This window comes from Posidoniimonas corsicana, from assembly GCF_007859765.1.
GTDB lineage: Bacteria > Planctomycetota > Planctomycetia > Pirellulales > Lacipirellulaceae > Posidoniimonas > Posidoniimonas corsicana.
Window position 1 is genome coordinate 157546 of record NZ_SIHJ01000004.1, and the last position, 19601, is coordinate 177146.

Annotated in this window: 13 protein-coding genes; 12 read left to right on the plus strand and 1 reads right to left on the minus strand. The window is 68.6% G+C overall.

Translation table 11 applies throughout. The features are described 5' to 3' along the window. Positions 1-44: 44 nt before the first annotated feature. The 10 genes from KOR34_RS21945 to KOR34_RS21990 all read left to right on the plus strand — a co-directional run bounded on the left by KOR34_RS21945 (position 45) and on the right by KOR34_RS21990 (position 13379). Positions 45-980, plus strand: a complete 936-nt coding sequence (locus tag KOR34_RS21945; RefSeq protein ID WP_146568266.1) for a hypothetical protein — start codon at positions 45-47, stop codon at positions 978-980. 29 nt (positions 981-1009) lie between these two features. Continuing rightward, a complete protein-coding gene (locus KOR34_RS21950; protein WP_146568267.1) occupies positions 1010-2698 on the plus strand; it encodes a DmsC/YnfH family molybdoenzyme membrane anchor subunit in 1689 nt (562 codons plus the stop codon). Beyond that, on the plus strand, positions 2695-4941 hold the full coding sequence (locus KOR34_RS21955; protein WP_146568268.1) for a molybdopterin oxidoreductase family protein: 2247 nt from the start codon (positions 2695-2697) through the stop codon (positions 4939-4941). The genes KOR34_RS21950 and KOR34_RS21955 overlap by 4 nt, the downstream gene beginning before the upstream one ends. A 13-nt stretch (positions 4942-4954) precedes the next feature. Further along, positions 4955-6790 (plus strand): NirA family protein, encoded by a 1836-nt coding sequence (locus KOR34_RS21960; protein ID WP_146568269.1) that lies wholly within the window; start codon positions 4955-4957, stop codon positions 6788-6790. A gap of 34 nt (positions 6791-6824) precedes the next feature. Next, on the plus strand, positions 6825-8384 hold the full coding sequence (locus KOR34_RS21965; protein WP_146568270.1) for a sulfite reductase subunit alpha: 1560 nt from the start codon (positions 6825-6827) through the stop codon (positions 8382-8384). A gap of 101 nt (positions 8385-8485) precedes the next feature. Continuing rightward, complete coding sequence (locus KOR34_RS21970; protein ID WP_228714748.1) at positions 8486-10444, plus strand: FAD-dependent oxidoreductase; 1959 nt, start codon at positions 8486-8488, stop codon at positions 10442-10444. Positions 10445-10460: 16 nt separating this feature from the next. Beyond that, the gene (locus tag KOR34_RS21975) at positions 10461-11858 is read left to right on the plus strand and encodes a cytochrome c3 family protein (protein WP_146568272.1); all 1398 of its coding nucleotides are present in this window, start codon (positions 10461-10463) and stop codon (positions 11856-11858) included. 73 nt (positions 11859-11931) lie between these two features. Beyond that, positions 11932-12543 carry a Tll0287-like domain-containing protein gene (locus tag KOR34_RS21980; protein ID WP_146568273.1) on the plus strand — a complete coding sequence of 204 codons (612 nt, stop codon included), beginning with the start codon at positions 11932-11934 and terminating at the stop codon, positions 12541-12543. A gap of 10 nt (positions 12544-12553) precedes the next feature. Beyond that, entirely contained in the window at positions 12554-12925 is a 372-nt protein-coding gene (locus tag KOR34_RS21985; RefSeq protein ID WP_146568274.1) for a c-type cytochrome, read from the plus strand. A 37-nt stretch (positions 12926-12962) separates the two neighbouring features. Next, positions 12963-13379 (plus strand): globin family protein, encoded by a 417-nt coding sequence (locus KOR34_RS21990; protein WP_146568275.1) that lies wholly within the window; start codon positions 12963-12965, stop codon positions 13377-13379. 119 nt (positions 13380-13498) lie between these two features. Here the strand turns inward: KOR34_RS21990 and KOR34_RS21995 are convergent, their stop codons facing one another. Beyond that, a complete protein-coding gene (locus KOR34_RS21995; RefSeq protein ID WP_146568276.1) occupies positions 13499-15148 on the minus strand; it encodes an alginate export family protein in 1650 nt (549 codons plus the stop codon). Between the two features lie 517 nt (positions 15149-15665). On the opposite strand from KOR34_RS21995, the gene KOR34_RS22000 reads away from it, so the two are divergent. Both KOR34_RS22000 and KOR34_RS22005 read left to right on the plus strand, forming a co-directional pair. Further along, positions 15666-17144 carry a sigma-54-dependent transcriptional regulator gene (locus KOR34_RS22000; protein ID WP_146568277.1) on the plus strand — a complete coding sequence of 493 codons (1479 nt, stop codon included), beginning with the start codon at positions 15666-15668 and terminating at the stop codon, positions 17142-17144. A 13-nt stretch (positions 17145-17157) separates the two neighbouring features. After that, positions 17158-19344 carry an ATP-binding protein gene (locus tag KOR34_RS22005; protein ID WP_146568278.1) on the plus strand — a complete coding sequence of 729 codons (2187 nt, stop codon included), beginning with the start codon at positions 17158-17160 and terminating at the stop codon, positions 19342-19344. Positions 19345-19601 lie beyond the last annotated feature (257 nt).

Sequence of the window (19601 nt, forward strand, 5' to 3'; positions counted from 1 at the left end):
GCAACGGAACCAACAACCACAGCGGCAGGCGAACGCGAGCACCTATGACAACCGACACGCTAACCAACCTGATCACGGCGGCCGAGGTGTGGCGCCCCGACAGCAGCGGCGAGCGGCTGGAGCTGTGCAGCGGCTGCTACGGCTCGCTGGAGTCGATCTCCGACGCCCGCCGCGGCTACGCCTACTCGCGCGGCGTGGGCGTCGTGGGTCGGGCCTGGGAGACCGGGGTCCCCGTGTTCGGCCCGGCCGACCAGGGCGACTTCGACGGCGTCTACCTCGACAGCCCCCCGGCGCAGCTCATCGCGATCCCGTCGATCAAGTCGGGCGAGTGCCGCGGCGTGACCCTGCTGATGTGCAACGACGACGGCCAGGGCGCCGCCGAGCTGTGGCGCATCAACGAGCGGCACGAGCTCGCGCTGGCCGAGCACTGGTACGCCCACCTCGAGCGGTTCGGCCGCATCAGCCAGCTGGTCAAGTTCCCCCGCCGCGCCGGCATGCCCGGCAAGGTGTGGGCCGACCGCTTCCCCCGTGTGATGGGCTCCATCGCCACCTCGCCGCACTTCGTGCGGGCCGCGGGCGCTAAGGCCGAGGGGCTGTCCACCGCGGTCGGCATCCCATTCATGAAGACCGCCATGGACCTTGAGGCGGTGCTGGTGCTGCTGTCGGCGGCGGGCAAGCCGCTGACGCGCGTCGTTGAGGTGTGGGCCAAGGAGCCGGGCGAGTCGGAGCTGAAGATCGTCTCGGCCGACTACGGCCCGTTCATCGACCTGGCGCCCGCCAGCCGCCGCCGCCGCCTGAAGACCGGCGACGGCCTGGCCGGCTTGGTCTACCGCGACAACGCCCCGCGCCTGACCTGCGACCTGCAGGGGGTTGAGTTCCCGCGGGGCGAGAGCTTCCGCGAGTACGGCCTGGAGTGGGGGTTGGGCATCCCCGTGTTTGTCGGCGAGCAGCTTGTCGCTGCGGTCACGCTGTTTGGTTGAGTCACGTTTGGTCCCCATCGAGTCAACGCATGTCGGCCCTAACCGACGCAAAACCCGAAGCCATCGGCGGCGGTTCTCTCGAAACCGGCGACCTGATCGGCGCGCTCCTGGCCGAGTCGCGAGAGCTGACCGCGGTCGAGCGGTTCGCCAAGCAGCACGACGCCGGCGACCTGCCGGCCCAGGCCAAGCACTACCGCGACCTGGTGCCGCTCACCAAGCCCGGCGCGGGCCAGCAGTACGCGTTCGAGGTGGACCTCGACCAGTGCAGCGGCTGCAAGGCTTGTGTGAGCGCCTGCCACAGCCTGAACGGCCTAGAGCCCACAGAAACCTGGCGCAGCGTTGGCCAGCTGCACGGCCAGAACGGGCTGCCGATCATCCAGCACGTCACCACCGCGTGCCACCACTGCGTCGACCCCGGCTGCCTGAACGGCTGCCCCACCAACGCCTACGAGAAGGACCCCGAGACCGGCATCGTCCGCCACCTGGACGACCAGTGCTTCGGCTGCCAGTACTGCACCATGACCTGCCCGTACGAGGTGCCGCAGTACAGCGAGTCGAAGGGCATCGTCCGCAAGTGCGACATGTGCCACGGCCGGCTGGCCGAGGGCGAGGCCCCCGCCTGCGTGCAGGCGTGCCCGAACCAGGCGATCAAGATCACCGTGGTCGACGTCGCGCAAACGGTTTCGCGGACCAACGCCGGCGCGTTCCTGCCGGCGACCCCACCGTCGATGCTCACCAACCCGACCACCGTCTTCAAGTCGAGCCGGTCGCTGCCGGCCGACCTGCTGGCGGCCGACGCCAACTTCGCCAAGCCCCAGCACGCTCACCTGCCGCTGGTGCTGATGCTGGTGCTGACGCAGATGTCGGTCGGCGCGGTGGCGTTCGGCGCAATGGCCCGGTGGGCCGGCTTCAACGAGGGCGCGGGCGCGGCGATCGTGCTGGGCGTGCTGGCCGGCCTGGGCGGCTTGGGCCTGGCGCCGCTGCACCTGGGCCGCCCCCACCTGGCGTTCCGCTCGATCCTCGGCTGGCGGCACTCGTGGCTCAGTCGCGAGGCGATCGTGTTCGGCGTCTACGCCCCGATGGCGATGGCCGCCGCGGCCTACGTGGCGCTCCCGTATGTTGAATCCTACCTGCCCGAGTTGATCCAATCGCTGCTGGGGCTGGCCCTGCCCGGGTTCGCGCGGCCCGCGGCCGAGGTGCTCGCGGTCGCCGCCGGCGCCGCGGGCGTGTTCTGCTCGGCGATGATCTACATCTTTACCGGCCGGGAGTTCTGGCGCGGCGTCCGCACGTTCGCCAGGTTCTTCGGCTCGGCCGTTGTGCTGGGGCCCGCGTTCACCCTGGCCTGCGTGGCGGCAGCCGCCGCGGCGACCGCCCAGACCAGTTCAGCCGGCGTGCTGGCCGCCGCGACGGTTCTCGCGACCGTCGGCAAGCTCGCGTACGAGACCCGTTTGTTCCTCAACACGTCGGGCTCGCTGCCGCTTACCGCCCGACTGATGAAGCGCGACCTGCGTCCCCTCACACTGGCAAGGGTGGCCCTGGCCGTGTTTGGCGGCGTGCTGACGCCGATGGTGGTCGGCGTAGCCGGACTGGGGTCGTGGGGAGTGGCCGCCATGGCCGTGGTCGGATTCGGCGGCCTGCTGCTCGGCGAGTTCGCCGAGCGGGCTCTGTACTTTAGCGCGGTAATCCCGCTCAAGATGCCGGGGGGCGTCAAGTCATGAGCAGCACGCTCATCAAAGAGAAGCCGTCCGACGGCAAGGCACGCAACGGCCTGTTGAACACGGTGATGAGCCTCATCCATCAGAAGGATGGGGTGCTCACCCAGGACCTGATCCGCACGCCCGGCAAGTTCGGGCTGGGCCAGGTGCCGGACCGCCTGCGGCCCGACGCCACGACCGACATGGTCTGCGGCTACTGCTCCACCGGCTGCAGCCTGCGGGTGCACCTCAAGGACGGCGAGGCGGTCAACCTGACGCCGACCACCGAGTACCCGGTCAACCTCGGCATGGCCTGCCCCAAGGGGTGGGAGGCGCTCAACGTGCTGGACGCGGACGACCGCGCCACCCGCCCACTCCTGCGCGGCGCCGACGGCGGATTGAAGCACGTCTCGTGGGACAAGGCGCTGCGGACGTTCTGCGAACGCTTCAAGGCCATCGGCGAGCAGTACGGCCCAGAGTCGGTCGCGTTCCTCAGCACCGGGCAGATGGTCACCGAGGAGCTGGCCCTGCTGGGCGCGCTGACCAAGTTCGGCATGGGCATCGTGCACGGCGACGGCAACACCCGCCAGTGCATGGCCACCGCGGCGACCGCCTACAAGCAGTCGTTCGGTTTCGACGCGCCGCCATTCACGTACCAGGACTTCGAGGAGTCGGACGTGATCGTGCTGGTCGGTTCAAACCTGTGCGTCGCGCACCCCATCATGTGGGAACGCGTCTGCCGCAACCCGCACAACCCCGAGATCATCGTGGTCGACCCGCGGCGGACTGAGACCGCCATGGCCGCCACCACGCACCTGGCGATCAAGCCGAAGTCCGACCTGGCCTTCTTCTACGCCCTGGCGAACATCCTCTGCCGCGAGGGCTGGGTGGACCGCGGCTACATCGACGCCCACACCAGCGACTTCGACGAGTTCGCCTCGTTCGTGCAGCAGTACACACCGCAGCGCGCCGCCGACGAGTCGGGCGTCCCGGTCGAGACCATCGAGCAGGTCGCCCGCAAGATCCACGAGGGCGAGCGGGTGTCGTTCTGGTGGACGATGGGCGTCAACCAGAACTACGAGGGCGTGCGGATCGCGCAGAGCCTGATCAACCTCGCGCTGATGACCGGCAACATCGGCCGCCCGGGCACGGGCGCCAACAGCGTCACGGGCCAGTGCAACGCGATGGGCTCGCGGATGTTCAGCAACACCACCGGGTTGTACGCCGGGCGGGACTTCCTGGACCCGGAGCACCGCCGCGAGGTGGCGGACATCCTCGACCTGCCGATCGAGAACATCCCCGCCGAGAACAGCTGGCCCTACCACCAGATCATCGACGGCATCGAGAGCGGCGCCATCAAGGGCCTGTGGGTGGTCTGCACGAACACGTCGCACTCGTGGATCCACCAGACCGAGGCCCGCGAACTGCTCGGCAAGCTCGACTTCCTCGTGGTGCAGGACATGTACCACAGCACCGAGACCGCCCAGCAGGCGGACCTCGTGCTGCCGGCCGCGGGCTGGGGCGAGAAGGAGGGCACGTTCATCAACAGCGAGCGGCGGCTGGGCGTCGTGAAGCGGGTCCGCCGGCCGCCGGGCGAGGCGCTGCCCGACTTCTCGATCTTCCGCCTGGTGGCCGAGTACTGGGGCTGCGGCGACCTGTTCCGCCGCTGGTCCACGCCCGAAGCCACGCTCGAGATCCTCAAGGACCTGTCGCGCGGCCGGCCGTGCGACATCTCGGCGATCGGCGACTACGCCACCATCGACCACGCCGGCGGCGTGCAGTGGCCCTGCACCGACTCGCCCGAGGTCCTCGACCAGCAGCGGCGGCTGTTCGAGGACGGCCGCTACTACCACGAGGACGGCCGCGCACGGTTCCTGTTCGAGGACTCGCGCGGCATGCCCGAGCCGCCGGACGACGACTACCCGTTCCTGCTGATCACGGGCCGCGGCGCGGCGTCGCAGTGGCACACCCAGACCCGCACCGGCAAGTCCGAGGTGCTGAAGAAGCTGTACCCCAAGAACGTCTACGTCGAGATGAACCCCGCCGACGCCGCGGCGGCCGGCCTGGAGAGCTACGACAAGGCGGTCGTGTGGTCCCGCCGCGGCGAGCTGATCGCCACCGTGTTCGTTACGCCAACCGTGCAGCCCGGGCAGCTGTTCATCCCGATGCACTACGAGGCGACCAACCGCCTGACGCTCCCGCACTTCGACCCGTACTCCCATCAACCCAGCTACAAGGACTGCGCGGTCGCGGTCGCCCCCGCCTAGCTAGCAGAGAGTTATGAGCGAGAACAACGGCTTCAACGCAGAACAGCAGACCTTCCTGCAGGGCTTCGCGCTCGGCTCGGACGTCGCCCGCAAGGTGCGGGGCCTGCCGGTGATCTCCGGCAGCGGCGGCCCGGCCGGCGAGACCCTCACGCTCGGCGCCCCCGCCCCGGCGCCCGCGGCGGGCGAGCTGCCACGCGACCCGATGTCCGTCCACGCCGAGGCCCAGGACCGCCAGGTCGCGGCCGGCGGCAAGCTGGTAGCCGAGGAGAAGGCCAAACGCGCCAAGCCGCCCCGCGACATGTGGGACGAGATGCAGGCCCGCGCCGACGCCGGCGAGTTCCCCAAGGGCACCGACGTCTTCCTGACCAAGTTCTACGGCATGTTCTACGTCGCGCCGGCGCAGGACTCGTACATGTGCCGCCTGCGCTTCCCGGGTGGCGCCATCAAGAGCTGGCAGCTCCGCGGCCTGGCCGAGATGGCCGACAGCTTCGCCGGCGGCTACGCCGACGCCACCACCCGCGCCAACCTGCAGCTCCGCGAGATCGGCGCCGGCGACTGCATCAACGTGCTGACCGGCCTGCGGGACCTGGGCATCATCAACTACGGCGCCGGCGGCGACAACATCCGCAACGTCACGGCCAGCCCGCTCAGCGGGATCGACCCGACCGAGCTGATCGAGACCCTCCCGCTCGCCCGCGACATGCACTACTACCTGATCAACCACCGCGAGCTGTACGGCCTGCCACGCAAGTTCAACATCGCGTTCGACGGCGGCGGTTCGATCAGCGCCCTGGAGGACACCAACGACATCGGCTTCACCGCCGTGCGGGCCGCGGGTCCCGACCTGCCCGAGGGGGTCTACTTCCAGCTCACCCTGGGCGGCATCACCGGCCACAAGGACTTCGCCCGCCCGACCGGCGTGCTGCTCGAGCCGCAGGAGTGCGTCGAGGTGGCGGCCGCCATCGTGCGGGTGTTCATCAAGAATGGCGACCGCACCAACCGCAACAAGGCGCGGCTCAAGTACGTGCTGGACGACTGGGGCTTCGACAAGTTCATCGAGGAGGTCGAGGCGGACCTGGGCCGCCCACTGCGGAAGGCGCCGCTGGACGTGTGCCAGCCGCGGTCGTCCGACGACCGGCAGGGCCATATCGGCGTCCACGCCCAGAGCCAGGAGGGGCTGAACTACGTCGGCGTGGCGTTCCCGGTCGGACGCATGACCAGCGACCAGATGCGGGGCCTGGCCAAGATCTCCGACCGCTACGGCGACGGCGACATCCGCCTGACCGTCTGGCAGAACCTGCTGATCGCCAACATCCCGGACGCGGACGTCGACGCCGTGAAGGCCGAGATCGAGGCGATCGGACTCGACCACGACGCCAACAGCATCCGCGCGGGTCTGATCTCTTGCACCGGCTCCGCCGGGTGCAAGTACGCCGCCGCGCCCACCAAGGCCAACTCGCTGACCATCGCCGACTACGTCGAGCAGCGGCTGGAGCTGGACGTGCCGGTCAACATCCACCTGACCGGCTGCCACCACTCGTGCGCCCAGCACTACATCGGCGACATCGGTCTGATCGCCGCCAACGTCGAGAACCCGGACGACCCCGACGGCGACACCGTCGAGGGCTACCACATGTTCGTCGGCGGCGGCTACGGGGAACGCCGCGGCATCGGCCGCGAGCTGTTCAACGGGCTCCCGTTCAGCCAGGTGCCGGCCCGCGTGGCCACGTTGCTGCAGGCGTACCTGGACAACCGGCAGTCGCCCGAGGAAGCGTTTGTCGAATTCACCCGCCGCGTCGAAGTCGAGGAGCTCCGCGAGCTCTGCCTCACGGCGCCGGCCCTCGCCTAACCCCACCCCCCTCCCACCTAGCCAGGCGATCGCTATGAGCGTTTCCATCATCCCGGAATCCGCCCCCTTCACGCCCGAGCAGCGCTCGTGGCTCAACGGTTTTCTCGCGGGCTGGGCGGGCGTTGTGGACGACCCGCAGGCCAGCGGGCAGGGCCTGGCCGGCGCGTTGATGCCGCCGCCGCTCGAGGCGCCCGCCGAGGAAGAGGAGGACGAGGACTTCCCCTGGCACGACCCGGCCCTGGAGATGGACGAGCGGCTCAAGCTGGCCGAGGACAAGCCGCTGAAGCGGAAGATGATGGCCGCCATGGCGCAGCTCAACTGCGGCGCTTGCGGCTACGTCTGCCAGACCTACTCCGAGGCGATCGCGGCCGGTGAGGAGTCGAACCTGACGCTCTGCTCGCCCGGCGGCAAGGCGACCGCCAAGATGCTCAAGAAGCTGGTCAAGGAAGGGGGCGACGCCCCCGCCGCCAGCAACGGCAAGGCCGAGGCCGCCAAGCCGGCCGAGAGCGGCTACACCCGGGCCAACCCGTACGCGGCGCGCGTCAAGGCGTGCTACAACCTCAACCAGGCCGGCTCGTCGAAGCAAACGTCGCACGTCGAGATCGAGCTGGGGGACAGCGGCCTGGCGTACGAGGCCGGTGACGCCCTGGGCGTCTACCCGACCAACTGCCCGGACCTGGTTGACGAGATCCTGCCCCTGATCGGCGCCGGCGGCAACGGCGACGTCAAGCAGCAGCTCGTCGAGAAGTACTGCCTGCGGGGCGTCTCGGACGAGCTGCTCGAGCAGCTCGCAGACGCCGCCCAGTCCGAGACCGAAGCGGCCGACCTGCGTGGCCTCATCGATTCCGATGAGCTCGACGTGCTCGATGTGCTGGACGTGCTCAAGCGGGCGCCCTCGGCCCACATCACGCCCGATCAGCTGTTCGGCTGCCTGTCGCCGATGGCGCCGCGGCTGTACTCGATCGCCAGCTCGCCGGCCGCCCACCCGGGCGAGGTCCACCTGACCGTGGGCCGCGCCACCTTCGCGAACGACGGCCGCGTCTACAAGGGCGTGGCTTCCACCATGTTCTCCGACCGGACCGAGAACGGCCACGCGGTCGGCGTCTACGTGCACAAGTCGCACGGGTTCAACGTGCCGGCCGACCCCAGGGCGCCGATGATCATGGTGGGCCCCGGCACGGGCATCGCGCCGTTCCGCGCGTTCCTCGAGGAACGCGAGGCCACCGGCGCAACCGGCAAGAACTGGCTGTTCTTCGGCGACCAGCACGCGGCCACCGACTTCCTGTACGAAGAGCAGCTGTCCGGGATGGCCGAGCGGGGCGTGCTCAACAAGCTCAGCACCGCGTTCAGCCGCGACCAGGAGACCAAGGTCTACGTGCAGGACCGGATGCGCGAGGAGGGCGCGGAGCTGTTCGCCTGGCTCGAAGAAGGCGGCAGCTTCTTTGTCTGCGGCGACGCCCGGCGGATGGCGGTCGACGTTGACCGCGCGCTGCACGACGTCATCGCCGAGCACGGCGGCATGAGCGACGAGGCCGCGAAGCTGTACGTCGCGACCCTCAAAGACGAAGGACGCTACGTCCGCGACGTCTACTAGGCGACCCCAGGCGTTCCCGCAGGCGACTCACCCTCGACCCTCACCCCGGGGCTGTGGCAGACACCCAAGATCTGCAAACAGACTGCGCGCGGCCATCGCTGGTGGTCGTCGGCGCCGGCATGGCGACCCACGCTCTGCTCCAGCGGCTCCGTCGCAACGGCGCGCTCGAGCGGCTCGACGTGACGGTCATCGGCGAGGAGCCGCGGCCCTGCTACGACCGCGTCAACCTCACCAGCTGCTTCGGCGGCGTCCCGCCCGACGACCTGCTGCTCTCGCCGGTCGAGTGGTACCGCGAGAACGGGGTCCGGCTGCGCACCGGTGTGCGAGCAACCGGGATCGATCGATCGCGCCGTGCCGTATCGACCGACCCGCACGGCGAGATCCGGTACGACCACCTGGTGCTCGCGACCGGGTCCCGGCCCTTCGTCCCGCCGATCGACGGCGTGGACCTGCCGGGCGTGTTCGTCTACCGCACGATCGATGACATCGAAGCGATCCGACAGCACGCCGGGATCTGCCGAACGGCCGCCGTGCTGGGAGGCGGGCTGCTGGGGCTCGAGGCCGGCAAGGCGCTCTACAACCTCAGCCTCCAGGCCCACGTAGTCGAGGTGGCCCCCGGGCTGATGCCCAGGCAGCTCAACGCCGAGGCGGCCGACCTGCTGAGAGAAGAGGTGGAGAGCCTGGGCGTGAGCGTTCATCTGCTCCGCCGCGCGTCGCGCCTGGAGCAGGACGGCGCCAAGGTGGTGGTCCACTTCGCCCGGCACGACCCGCTGAGCGTTGACATGGTGGTCATCTCCGCCGGCATCCGCCCGCGAGACGAACTCGCCCGCGACGCCGGGCTGGAGGTTGGTGAGCGGGGCGGCGTCGCGGTTAGCGGCGCCCTGCAAACATCCGACCCGCGCGTGTGGGCGGTCGGTGAGTGCGCATCGGTTGATAACGAACTCTTCGGCCTGGTCGGCCCGTGCTACGAGATGGCCGAGGCGCTGGCGGACAACCTCGCCGCGATGACGCAGGGGAACCCGATGTCCGCCCGCTTCCACAGCGGGGCGAGCGCGTCGCGGCTAAAGCTGATGGGGGTGGACGTGTCGACCCTCGGCAAGCCGATCGGAGAGGCCGCCGCCGCGTCGGTGCTGGTCAGACGGGGGGACGGCTACTGCCGCACCCTCATGGTCGAACGCGGCCGCGTGGTCGGCGCCATCGGCGTCGGGGACTGGCCGGAGCGGGAACGCCTGAGCGGGCTGATCGCCGCGAACCGTCGCGTGTCGCAGCGCCAGCTGCGCCGGTTCCAAAGGACCGGCGCGGTGTGGTCCGCGTCGGAGGGCGCCTCGGTGATGGAGTGGCCCGCGGCGGCCACCGTCTGCAGCTGCCTGGGCGTGACCCGCGGCGACCTGACCGACGCGTTGCAGGCGGGCGCCGGGACCCCTGAGCAGCTTGCCGAGTCGACCGGCGCGTCGACCGTGTGCGGATCGTGCCGCAACCTGCTGTGCGCGCTTTGTGATCAGCCGGAGGTGGCGGTGGGGGCGAAGGGCAGGGGGGCCCTGCTCGGCGCGTCGGTGTTTGCCGCGCTCGTCACGCCCGTGCTGATGGCCTACCGCCCCAGCCGATTCGCCGACACGGTCCAGTCGGCCTGGCGGCGGGTCGACTTCCTCTGGCAGGACGACGTCGCTAAGCAGGTCACGGGGTACACGCTGCTGGCAATCTCGCTGCTGGCTCTGCTGCTCTCGCTGCGGAAACGGCTGACGCGGTTCCGGCTGGGCGACTTCAACCTCTGGCGGGGCGTCCACGGCGTGCTCGGCGCCGGCACGCTAGTCGGCTTTGTGGTGCACACCGGCATGAGCCTGGGGCACAACTTCACGTTCGCGTTGGGGTCGGCGTTCCTGCTGCTCAACCTGCTGGGGGCGGCGACCGGCGTGGCGGCATCCATGGAGAGCCGCCTCACCGGACGCTGGGGCCGCTCGCTCCGCGCCTGGCGGCCCCGCTTGACCAGGGCGCACATCTGGTTGTTCTGGCCGCTGCCGGCGTTGGTCCTATTCCACATCATCTCCGTCTACTACTACTGAGTTCGCCCGCTCGTTGATGTCCACCAAACCGCAATGGCTCGCCTGGCTGGCGTTAACCTCTGTGATGGTCGCGTTCTTCGTGTACAGCCTGCTCGGCCGCTCCAGTTCCGCGTCGCGGACGTTCCTGCCCGGCGTTACAACGCACGGCCACTACCAGATTGAGCTCAAGTGCCAGGAGTGCCACACCCCCGGCATGGGCGTGCTGCACGACGCGTGCACGCGGTGCCACGGGCAGGAGCTGAAGGACGCCACCGACACGCACCCGCGGTCTAAGTTCACCGACCCGGGCAAGGCGGACATGGTCGCAAAGCTAGACGGCCGCTCGTGCGTGACCTGTCATCAAGAGCACGTGCCCGACCGCACGCTGGCGATGGGCCTTTCGCTGCCGGGCGACTACTGCTGGCACTGCCACCAGGACGTGGGAGAGCAGCGTCCCAGTCACGCCGGGCTGGCGTACGACTCGTGCGCCGCCTCGGGCTGCCACAACTACCACGACAACCGAGCGCTGTTCGAGGACTTTCTTGTTAACCACTTTGGCGAACCCGACGTGCTGGACGACCCGCGGGTCCCGGCGCGGGGAGGCGCCTCAACCCGGAACCGAGACGATGCGGAGCTTCAACCGCTTGCGGCCGCCGATCAGGATTCGCCGCTGGCCGATCCGACCGACCGGTCGATCCTTGACGAGTGGTCCGCCGACGCGCACGCGGCGGCGGGGGTCAACTGCTCTGGCTGCCACGTCAGCGACGCGGGAGTCTGGTCCGACCGGCTCTCCCACGACGCCTGCCAGCGGTGCCACGACCGTGAGGTCGGCGGCTTCCTCGCCGGACGGCACGGGATGCGACTCGCCGTGGATCTACCAGCGATGTCGCCGGGCATGGCGCGACTGCCCATGAAGCACGACGCGCTGCACCGCGACCTCGACTGCACGGCGTGCCACCAGGACCACCGGTTCGACGTCCGTTTTGCGGCGGTCGACGCGTGCCTCGCCTGCCACAACGACGCTCACTCGCTCGCCTACAAGGAATCGGAACACTTCGCGCTGTGGGAGCAGGAACTCAACGACCCCGACGCGGCGGGCGCCGGCGTCTCGTGCGCCACGTGCCACATGCCCCGTCTTAAGGGGCCCTCGGGCGAGGTCTTTGTGCAGCACAACCAGAACGACAACCTCCGACCCAACGACAAGATGGTGCGTTCCGCCTGCGACAACTGCCACGGCCTGCAGTTCACGCTCGACGCGTTGGCGGACCGCCCGTTGATCGACGCCAACTTCAAAGGGCTGCCCTCCACCCGCGTGGAGAGCATCGACATGGCCAAGGCCTGGGCCGACGAGCGGGAGCGGCTGCGAGAAGAACGGGCCAGGCGGCGGGCCCAGAGCAAGCAGGGGGCTGCGGACACACAGAGATCAGGCGGTTAACTGGGCTATCAGGCGGTTCGGTGGGAAGGCGAACGCCCCTTCCCGATGTGGTTTACTTGTGAGGGAGATTTGAATGTTGCAGAGTAACAGCCTAACCCTGTTGGTCGTCCTGCCGCTGCCCGTGCTGCTGACCGGGTGCGGCGGCGGTTCTGCCCCAACGGGGATTACGCCGGAGAAGTTTGCCGACGGGGTCCACGCCGTGATGATGGCCGACCGAACCGTGTACGCCACGCACGTGGTGACGCGGCTCAAGGGGCAGTCCGCGCCGGTGAAACCGGACGAGTACTGGGACAAGTGGACCGAGGACTCGGGCGACCCCCACATGCTGCCGCTGCCGGCGCAGATGTTCCGGATGGGCGCGTCGCTGGTGAACGAGAACCCCGACGCAGGGTTCAAGTACAGCCTGAAGTCGCTGTGGCCCCTCAACCCCGAGCACAAGCCGGTGAGCGAGGAGGAGACCAAGGCCCTCGAGTACCTCAGCGAGCACCCGGGCGAGACCTACACCGCCGAGGTGACCGACGCCGACGGGAACAAGCTGTTCACCAAGTACTACCCCGACCGCGCCGTGGCCGCCGCCTGCTGGGAGTGCCACAACGAGCACGAACGACGCGGCGACGACTACCCGGAGTTCGCCAAGGACGATGTGATGGGCGCCGTGGTGATTTACGTGCCGGTAAGCGGCTAGGGGGCGCCCAATGACAAGGCTCATCCCCCTTTGGCTGCTGGCCGTGGCCCTGAGCGGCTGCGGCCAGCAGGGCGAGGCTGAAGACGCCGCGCCCCAACTCCCCCCCACGCCCGCGGAGCACCTGGCCGGGATCGCGGTCTACGAGTCGGGGTGCGCCTCGTGCCACGACAGCAGCCGTGACGGCGCGCCCCGGCTGGGCTACCTGCCCGCTTGGGAGAAACGCCTGCCCACCGGGCCGGAAGGACTGGTGCAGAGTGTCGCGGAGGGCAAGGGGCTGATGCCCCCCCGCGGCGACCTGGCCGACGTCTCAGACGACCAACTCGCGCAGGCCGTGGCCTACATGATCTACCGCGCTAAGCTCAACATCCCGGCCGGCCACTAGCCGTGCCCGGGCCCAACCTGAAGGAGACCAAGGACCCATGACGCCCGAACAGATCAACCTTGTGCAGACCACCTGGGACAAGGTGGCGCCCAACGCCGACCAGGTGGCCGTGCTGTTCTACGACCGCTTGTTCGAGATCGCGCCGGAGGTCAAGCCGCTGTTCAAGTCGGACATGACCGAGCAGGGCCGCAAGCTCATGCAGATGCTGGCGGTGGCGGTCAACGGGCTGCCCCGCTTGGAGTCGATCGTGCCGGCCGTCCAGCAGATGGGCGTACGCCACATCGAGTACGACGTGAAGCCCGAGCACTACGACTCGGTTGGCGAGGCGCTCCTGTGGACGCTCGAGCAGGGACTCGGCGACGCTTTCACGCCCGAGGTGAAGCGGGCCTGGACCGACACCTACGTAACCCTGGCGACGGTGATGAAGGACGCCGCGGCGGCCAAGGTCGCGTAGCGGGCGACGAAAAAACCTAGGGCCGCCACGGGGGCGGCCCTAGGTGAAGGAGCAGCTTGGCGAGCGCCCGTCGGCATCCCCTGCCTGCCGGGCGGACTCGGACGGTCAGAAAGTGGTCGCTAGAAGTTCAGCTCCCACTGGGTGTAGAAGAAGTCGGCGTTGTCGGTGCCGATGATCTTGCTCCCACGCCACAGGGTGGAGTAGCCAAACAGGATGTTCGACCGCGGGTCGAGCTGGTACTTGGCGATCAGGTCCAGCTCGTTGCCGAAGTCGGTGCTGTCGAGCGTCTGGGCCGACGGCACGGCCACGCCAGGGATGACGTCGCTCTCGTCGGCGGCGCCTAGGTAGTAGTACCAGGCCAGCAGCGACAGCTTGCTGCTCGGCTTCATGGTCAGCAGGCAGTTCGGCGAGCTGATGTTCGACCGCGCGGCCGCGTCGATAAAGCCGAGGTACTTGTGGGCCAGCGGGAACAACTGGTTGAACCGGTTGAACGTCCCGTCGGTTGTCGAGTCGTTGCCCGACGCGTAGTCGTAGTACATCCACATGGTGGGGGTCCAGCTGCCCGGCAGCTTGCGGCCGACGCCGCAGGTGCACATGCCGGCCCGGTGGTCGAGCCCCAGCCCGCTCTGACGGCCGGTCTGCAGGGCGCCGACCATCTCGTACAGCCAGTCGCCCGAGCCGCCGAAGATGCGGCCGCCGAACGTGTGGACGGAGAAGTCCGCACTGCCGGCCGCGGGCGAGGTGACCGGCGGAACCGCCGCGTACGCGTTGTCGTTGTCGTAGCCGATGTAGAACAGGTCGTAGCTGGCGGACTTGGCGCCGGTGTAGGTGGCGTACACGCCGTAGAACTTCTGGTTGTAGTCGGCCTCGTCAAAGTCGTCCGGCGAAACTGGCACGTAGTTCGTGAAGAACCCGTCGATGGCCCAGTCGTCCGACTTGTGCATCACCTTGATGCCCTCGAACGTGCGGCGGGTGTTCGCCCAGTCGAGCGGCGACACGAAGCGCTGGGCGCCGTACAGCAGCTCCTGGCGGCCGACCCGGACCGTGGTCGACTCGGTCACGCCGAGGTCGAAGAACAGGTTCAGGAAGTCGCCCGAGTTGCGGTCGATCGGACGCGGGTTGTACGACTCGTTCGACAGCACGTCGGCCGTGATGCCCTCGGCGTAGACCCGGAACCAGTCGTTCGCCTTCCAGTTGGTGTACAGCCGCAGGCGGGACAGCAGGAAGTCGTTGTCCGTGTCGAGGAACCCACGGTTGGGCGGAGTCGACAACGACGACCGGCCCATGCCTTCCTCGTGGTGGTACCGCAGACGCAGCTGGCCGCCGATGTCGAGCGTGCCGCAGCCGACGTCCATCAGCTTCATGCAGTCGCCCAGGCAGCACGGCCCGCACGGGTCCTTCAGGTAGCTGAAGTCGTTGGCGTAGTACACGCCCTTGTGGCTGGTGAGGCACGGGCTGGGCTTGGCCGCCTTCTTCTGGCAGGCCGGGCAGCCACACCCGCAGGTGTCGCCGCAGCCGTCGCCACAGTCGTCCCCGCAGCCGCACCCGTCGGCGGCGCCGCAGGTGGGTTCGCAGCAGTCGCTGAGGTAGGAGATCTGCTGCGTCTGGTCTTCGGCGGCCAGGGCCGCGGCGGACGACGTCTCGTAGCTGGAGAATACGTCGCTGGGCATCGCCAGGCCGTCCTGGGCGCTTGCGGCGCCGGACAGCACCAGGGTCGCGGCCATCGCAATGGCAACGCTCGGTCGTTGTGTAAGAGTTGGGGTACGCATCGTGCGTCTCGCTGGGGGTTCGCGTCGGTCCTTCGGCGCCCGTGCTCAGTCAGGCGCCTCGCGGTTGCCGGGGGCGGCGTGTCCGTCCACCGCCCCGACAAATGGCTGGGTTGCTTGACCTGAGCTCAGGCTCATCAGCTTTGGTATTCGGCCAATTCGTTACGGGGGCACGAAAGTTTCCCAGTTTGCCATTATGGTTTACCACACGCGCAAGTGACTATCTGATAAAGAGTTACGGAGTGGTCGAAGAATAGCCACCAGGGTGTTTTCCGCTCTTGCGCTTTAACGCCGAGAAAACTAAAGCGGCTGCGGGCTTAGTAGGCAGTGGCGCCGATTATTTGCGCCAGATGGCGGGGAGATATCGCCCTGTGGCGAAGCGGAAACTGTTGAAACAGAATAAGTTAGGGGGAGACGGGACGTGGCGGCCCGGTTGATCGGCGCAGAAAATGCTCCTCAGTCCAGGTCCTCGCCTACTCCCGTGCTGCCGCGACAGAATTAATCCCTCTAGCAACTACCTATGCCCGCTGCGCTTGGCCCCGCCCCCGCTGACTGCCCCTCCGTGCTGGTGATTGATGACGACCCGCTGATATCGGTAGTAGTGCGGCGGGCGTTGGAGGGCATCAACCACCGCATGCGGACCGCCCTGGATGGCAAGCTGGGGCTGGACGCGATCTCCACTGAGCAGCCAGACGTCATTGTGCTGGACAACGTGCTCCCCGACGGGCTCGGCGTCGAGGTGCTGGAGCAGATCCACCAACTGGCGCCCAACGTGCCGGTGCTGTTCGTCACGGCCCGCGGGTCGGGCAGCACCGCCATCGAGGCGATGAAGCTGTGCGCGTTCGACTACCTGCCGAAGCCGCTCGACCCGCCAAAGCTCAAGAGCCAGATCCGCCGGGCGCTGTCGCTACGGCAACTGATCCAGTCCGACCCGACCCTCAGCCACAGCGGCGACGCGCGCTCGGCCGACGCTCCGACGGAACCACCGCCCACCTCCGACGCGTTGGTTGGCGAGTGCCCGGCTATGCAGTCCGTCTTCAAGGCGATCGGCAAAGTCGCCTCGCAGAACGTCGCGGTGCTGTTGAGGGGCGAGCACGGAACCGGCAAGGAGGCTATCGCCCGCGAGATCCACTTCCACAGCCAGCGGAAGACCGGACCGCTCGTCAAGATCCACTGCCCGGCGTTCGAGGAACGACAGCTCGAGCTCGAGATATTCGGGACCGAGTCCCAACCAGGGAAGATCGAGGAGGCAGCCGGCGGCACCCTGGTGCTGCAGGAGATTGGCGGGCTGGGGCTCTCGCTGCAGTCTAAGCTGCTCCCGCTGTTCCGCGACGGCGCGTACCTGCCGGTCGGCGGCGCGGCGCCCCGCCGGGCGGACTGCCGCGTCATCTCGATCACCGGCGAGCCGCTCGAGGCCCGCGTCCGCAGCGGCGACTTCCGGTCGGACCTCTACTACACCCTCGGCGCTTTCGTCATCACGCTGCCGCCGCTCCGCCAGCGGCGGGGCGACCTGCCGCTGCTAATCGCGCACAGCCTCAACAAGCTCCGTCCGATCTACAAGGAATTCGGCGTCGAGCAGCCGCGCGTCTCTGAGGCGGCGATGCAGTCCCTCTGCAGCCACGTCTGGCCCGGCAACATCGACGAGCTGGAGAGCGTGCTGAAGCGTGCGTTGGTCGAGCAGAAGGGCCACATCCTGCTCGCGGCCGACCTGCGTGACGTCCTGTCCGGCGACCCGGTTGTGCAGCCCTCGGAGGAGTCGGACGACGGGCAGTACACGACCGATTGGGTCTCGTTCGCCCAGCTGCGGATCGACGGCGGCACCGACACGCTCCACGCCGATGCGATCGAAGAAGCCGAGCGCAAGCTCTTCGCGCGGGTGCTGAGCCACACGGGCGGAAACCAGGCCCACGCGGCGCGCCTGCTGGGGATCACCCGGGCGAGCCTCCGCAAGAAGCTGCGGATGTACAGCATGGCGCCGAAGCCGTCGGGAGACTCCTGAGGACCCCGCGATCATGATCAGGCGGAGATCAAGCGGACGGACGGGCGGCCCCCACTCGCAGGGGCGGCTGATGACCATCCTGTACGTCAGCGCGCTCAGCTCCGTGGCGCTGTTGACCTGCGGTGGCCAGTGGCTCGTCCAGCGGCAGCTGGTGCGCGGCGAGAGCGACTCGCGGGTCATCAACATCGCGGGTCGGCAGCGGATGCTCAGCCAGAAGCTCGCCAAAGCCTCGCTCCAGATCGAGTCGTCCGGCGCCGGACACAGCGCGGGGCGGGACGAGCTGCGTCAGACGCTGGACCTGTGGTCTCGCTCCCACCGTGGGCTGCAGAGCGGCGACGCCGAAGAGGGACTGCCGGGTCACAACTCCCAGGCGGTGCAGCGGCTGTTCGCGGCGATCGAGCCCGATTACCGGGCCATGCGTTCCTCGGCCCTCACGCTGCTCGACCCGGCGACCAGCCCGCCGATGGCGGCCCGGGCCGCGGCGTCCATCCAGGAGCACGAGGACCAGTTCCTGGCGGGTATGGACGACATTGTTTCGCAGTACGTGCGGGAAGCAGAGGGCAAGGTTGCGCGGCTTAGGCTGCTGGAGCGGGCGATCCTGGCGCTCACGCTGCTCGTGCTGCTGGCCGAAGGCCTGCTAATCTTTCGACCCGCGGTTCGACAGATCGACCGTACCCTCGCCCGCCTCAACCGCACCGGCCGGCGGCTGCGGGCCGCCAAGCTTCGGGCCGAGGAGGCGGACGCCGCCAAGTCCCGTTTCTTGGCCAACGTGAGCCACGAGCTCCGCACGCCAATGACCGCGGTGCTCGGGATGACCGAGGTCGCCCGCGGCGAGACCGACCCGGACCGCCGCGACAACAGCCTCGCCACCGTATCGCAGGCGGGCGAGCTGCTGCTCGGCCTGCTGAACGACCTGATCGACTTCGCCCGTATCGACTCCGGCAAGCTGGAGCTGGTGATCCGCCCGTTCTCCCCGCACGAGGTGCTAGGACGCGTCTGCGAGATGATGCGTCCCGCCTGCGAGGCGAAGAACCTCAGCCTCGCGCCGATGGCGGGCGTAGACAAGGAGTTGCGGGTGCTGGGTGACGCGCGGCGGCTAGAGCAGGTGCTGCTGAACCTGCTTGCGAACGCGATCAAGTGGACCAGCGAGGGGGTGATCTACGCCCGCTGCGAGACGCTCCGCTCGAGCGGTTCGCTGGTCACTCTCAGGTACACAATCCAGGACACGGGCGTCGGGATAAGCGAGGAGCACCACGGGCGTGTCTTCGAACCGTTTACGCAGGTGGCCGGCGACAAGACGACCGCAATCAGTGGCGTCGGGTTGGGCTTGGCGATCTGCAAGCGCATCGCGAACGCGATGGGGGCGGACCTCAGCCTCACCAGCAGCCCCGGCGTCGGGACCACGGTCACTCTAACAACCGACTTCTGCCTGGCGGGCCCAGCCTCGCCGCAGGCCGATCATCCGCCCGCCACGGAAACGACGCCCAGGCGGGTGCTGGTCGTCGAGGACACCGAGGTCATCCAGGCCGTTTTCCACGAGTTCTTAAGTGGCGCCGGGCACGCCGTCGCCGTGGCGGACAGTGGCGAGCAGGCCGCGGAGCTGACGGCGGAGCAGTCGTTCGAAATCGCGTTCGTGGACCTGCAACTCCCCGGCATGGACGGCGTGGCCACCGCCAACGCGCTCCGTCAGGGTGCAGTGGGAGGTCGGGCGCCCAGGCTGGTGTGCGTGACCGCCGACGCCCGGGCGTCGCTTGAGGATTCGCAGCTCGAAGCGGTCTTCGATTCGGTGCTGATCAAGCCGTTCAGCCGGGCCCAGATTGAGCAAGAGATCGCGGCGACTGCCGGTCTGGGCGGTTTCCCTCCCGCAGCCGACAGCGGTGAACCCGGCGCAGATGGAGAAGCCGATCTGCAGCAGGAGCTGACAGAGGTCTACCTGAAGGTTGCCGTCCAGCAGGAGCGCGACCTTTCCGCCGCGGTGGCCGAACAACGTTTGCCCGACGCGCACGTGCTGGCCCACCGTATCGCCGGCCAGGTCGCCTGCTTTGGCGAGCCGGAGTTGGTGGCCGGGCTCAGGTCGCTAGAAGACGCTTGCAAGGCAGGCCAATACGACCGGGCCGCTGCGGACGCCAAACAGTGGCTGCCCGAGCTCAAACGCTTCCGGTCGAAGCTGAGCAGCGAGCTCGTCGACCTGCCGAGCTAACGGCGTTCGCCGGTCGCATTGTGCGGACCGTGCGGAGTGTGCCGAATAGGCGCGTGAGCGAGTTGGACCCTCTGTATGCGGACGGCAAGCCGAATCCCCTTTGCTTGAAGGGCTGGGCGGCCGTGAGCATACTGAATCGCTCAGGCAGGCAAGGCAAACCTTGGCGAACAGGTCCGCCAGACGATGCGTACCGACACGTAGTGCCGACCCGCCAAAGCCGCCGCCGCCCCACGACCCCACCCAGCTTTTCTCTCCTC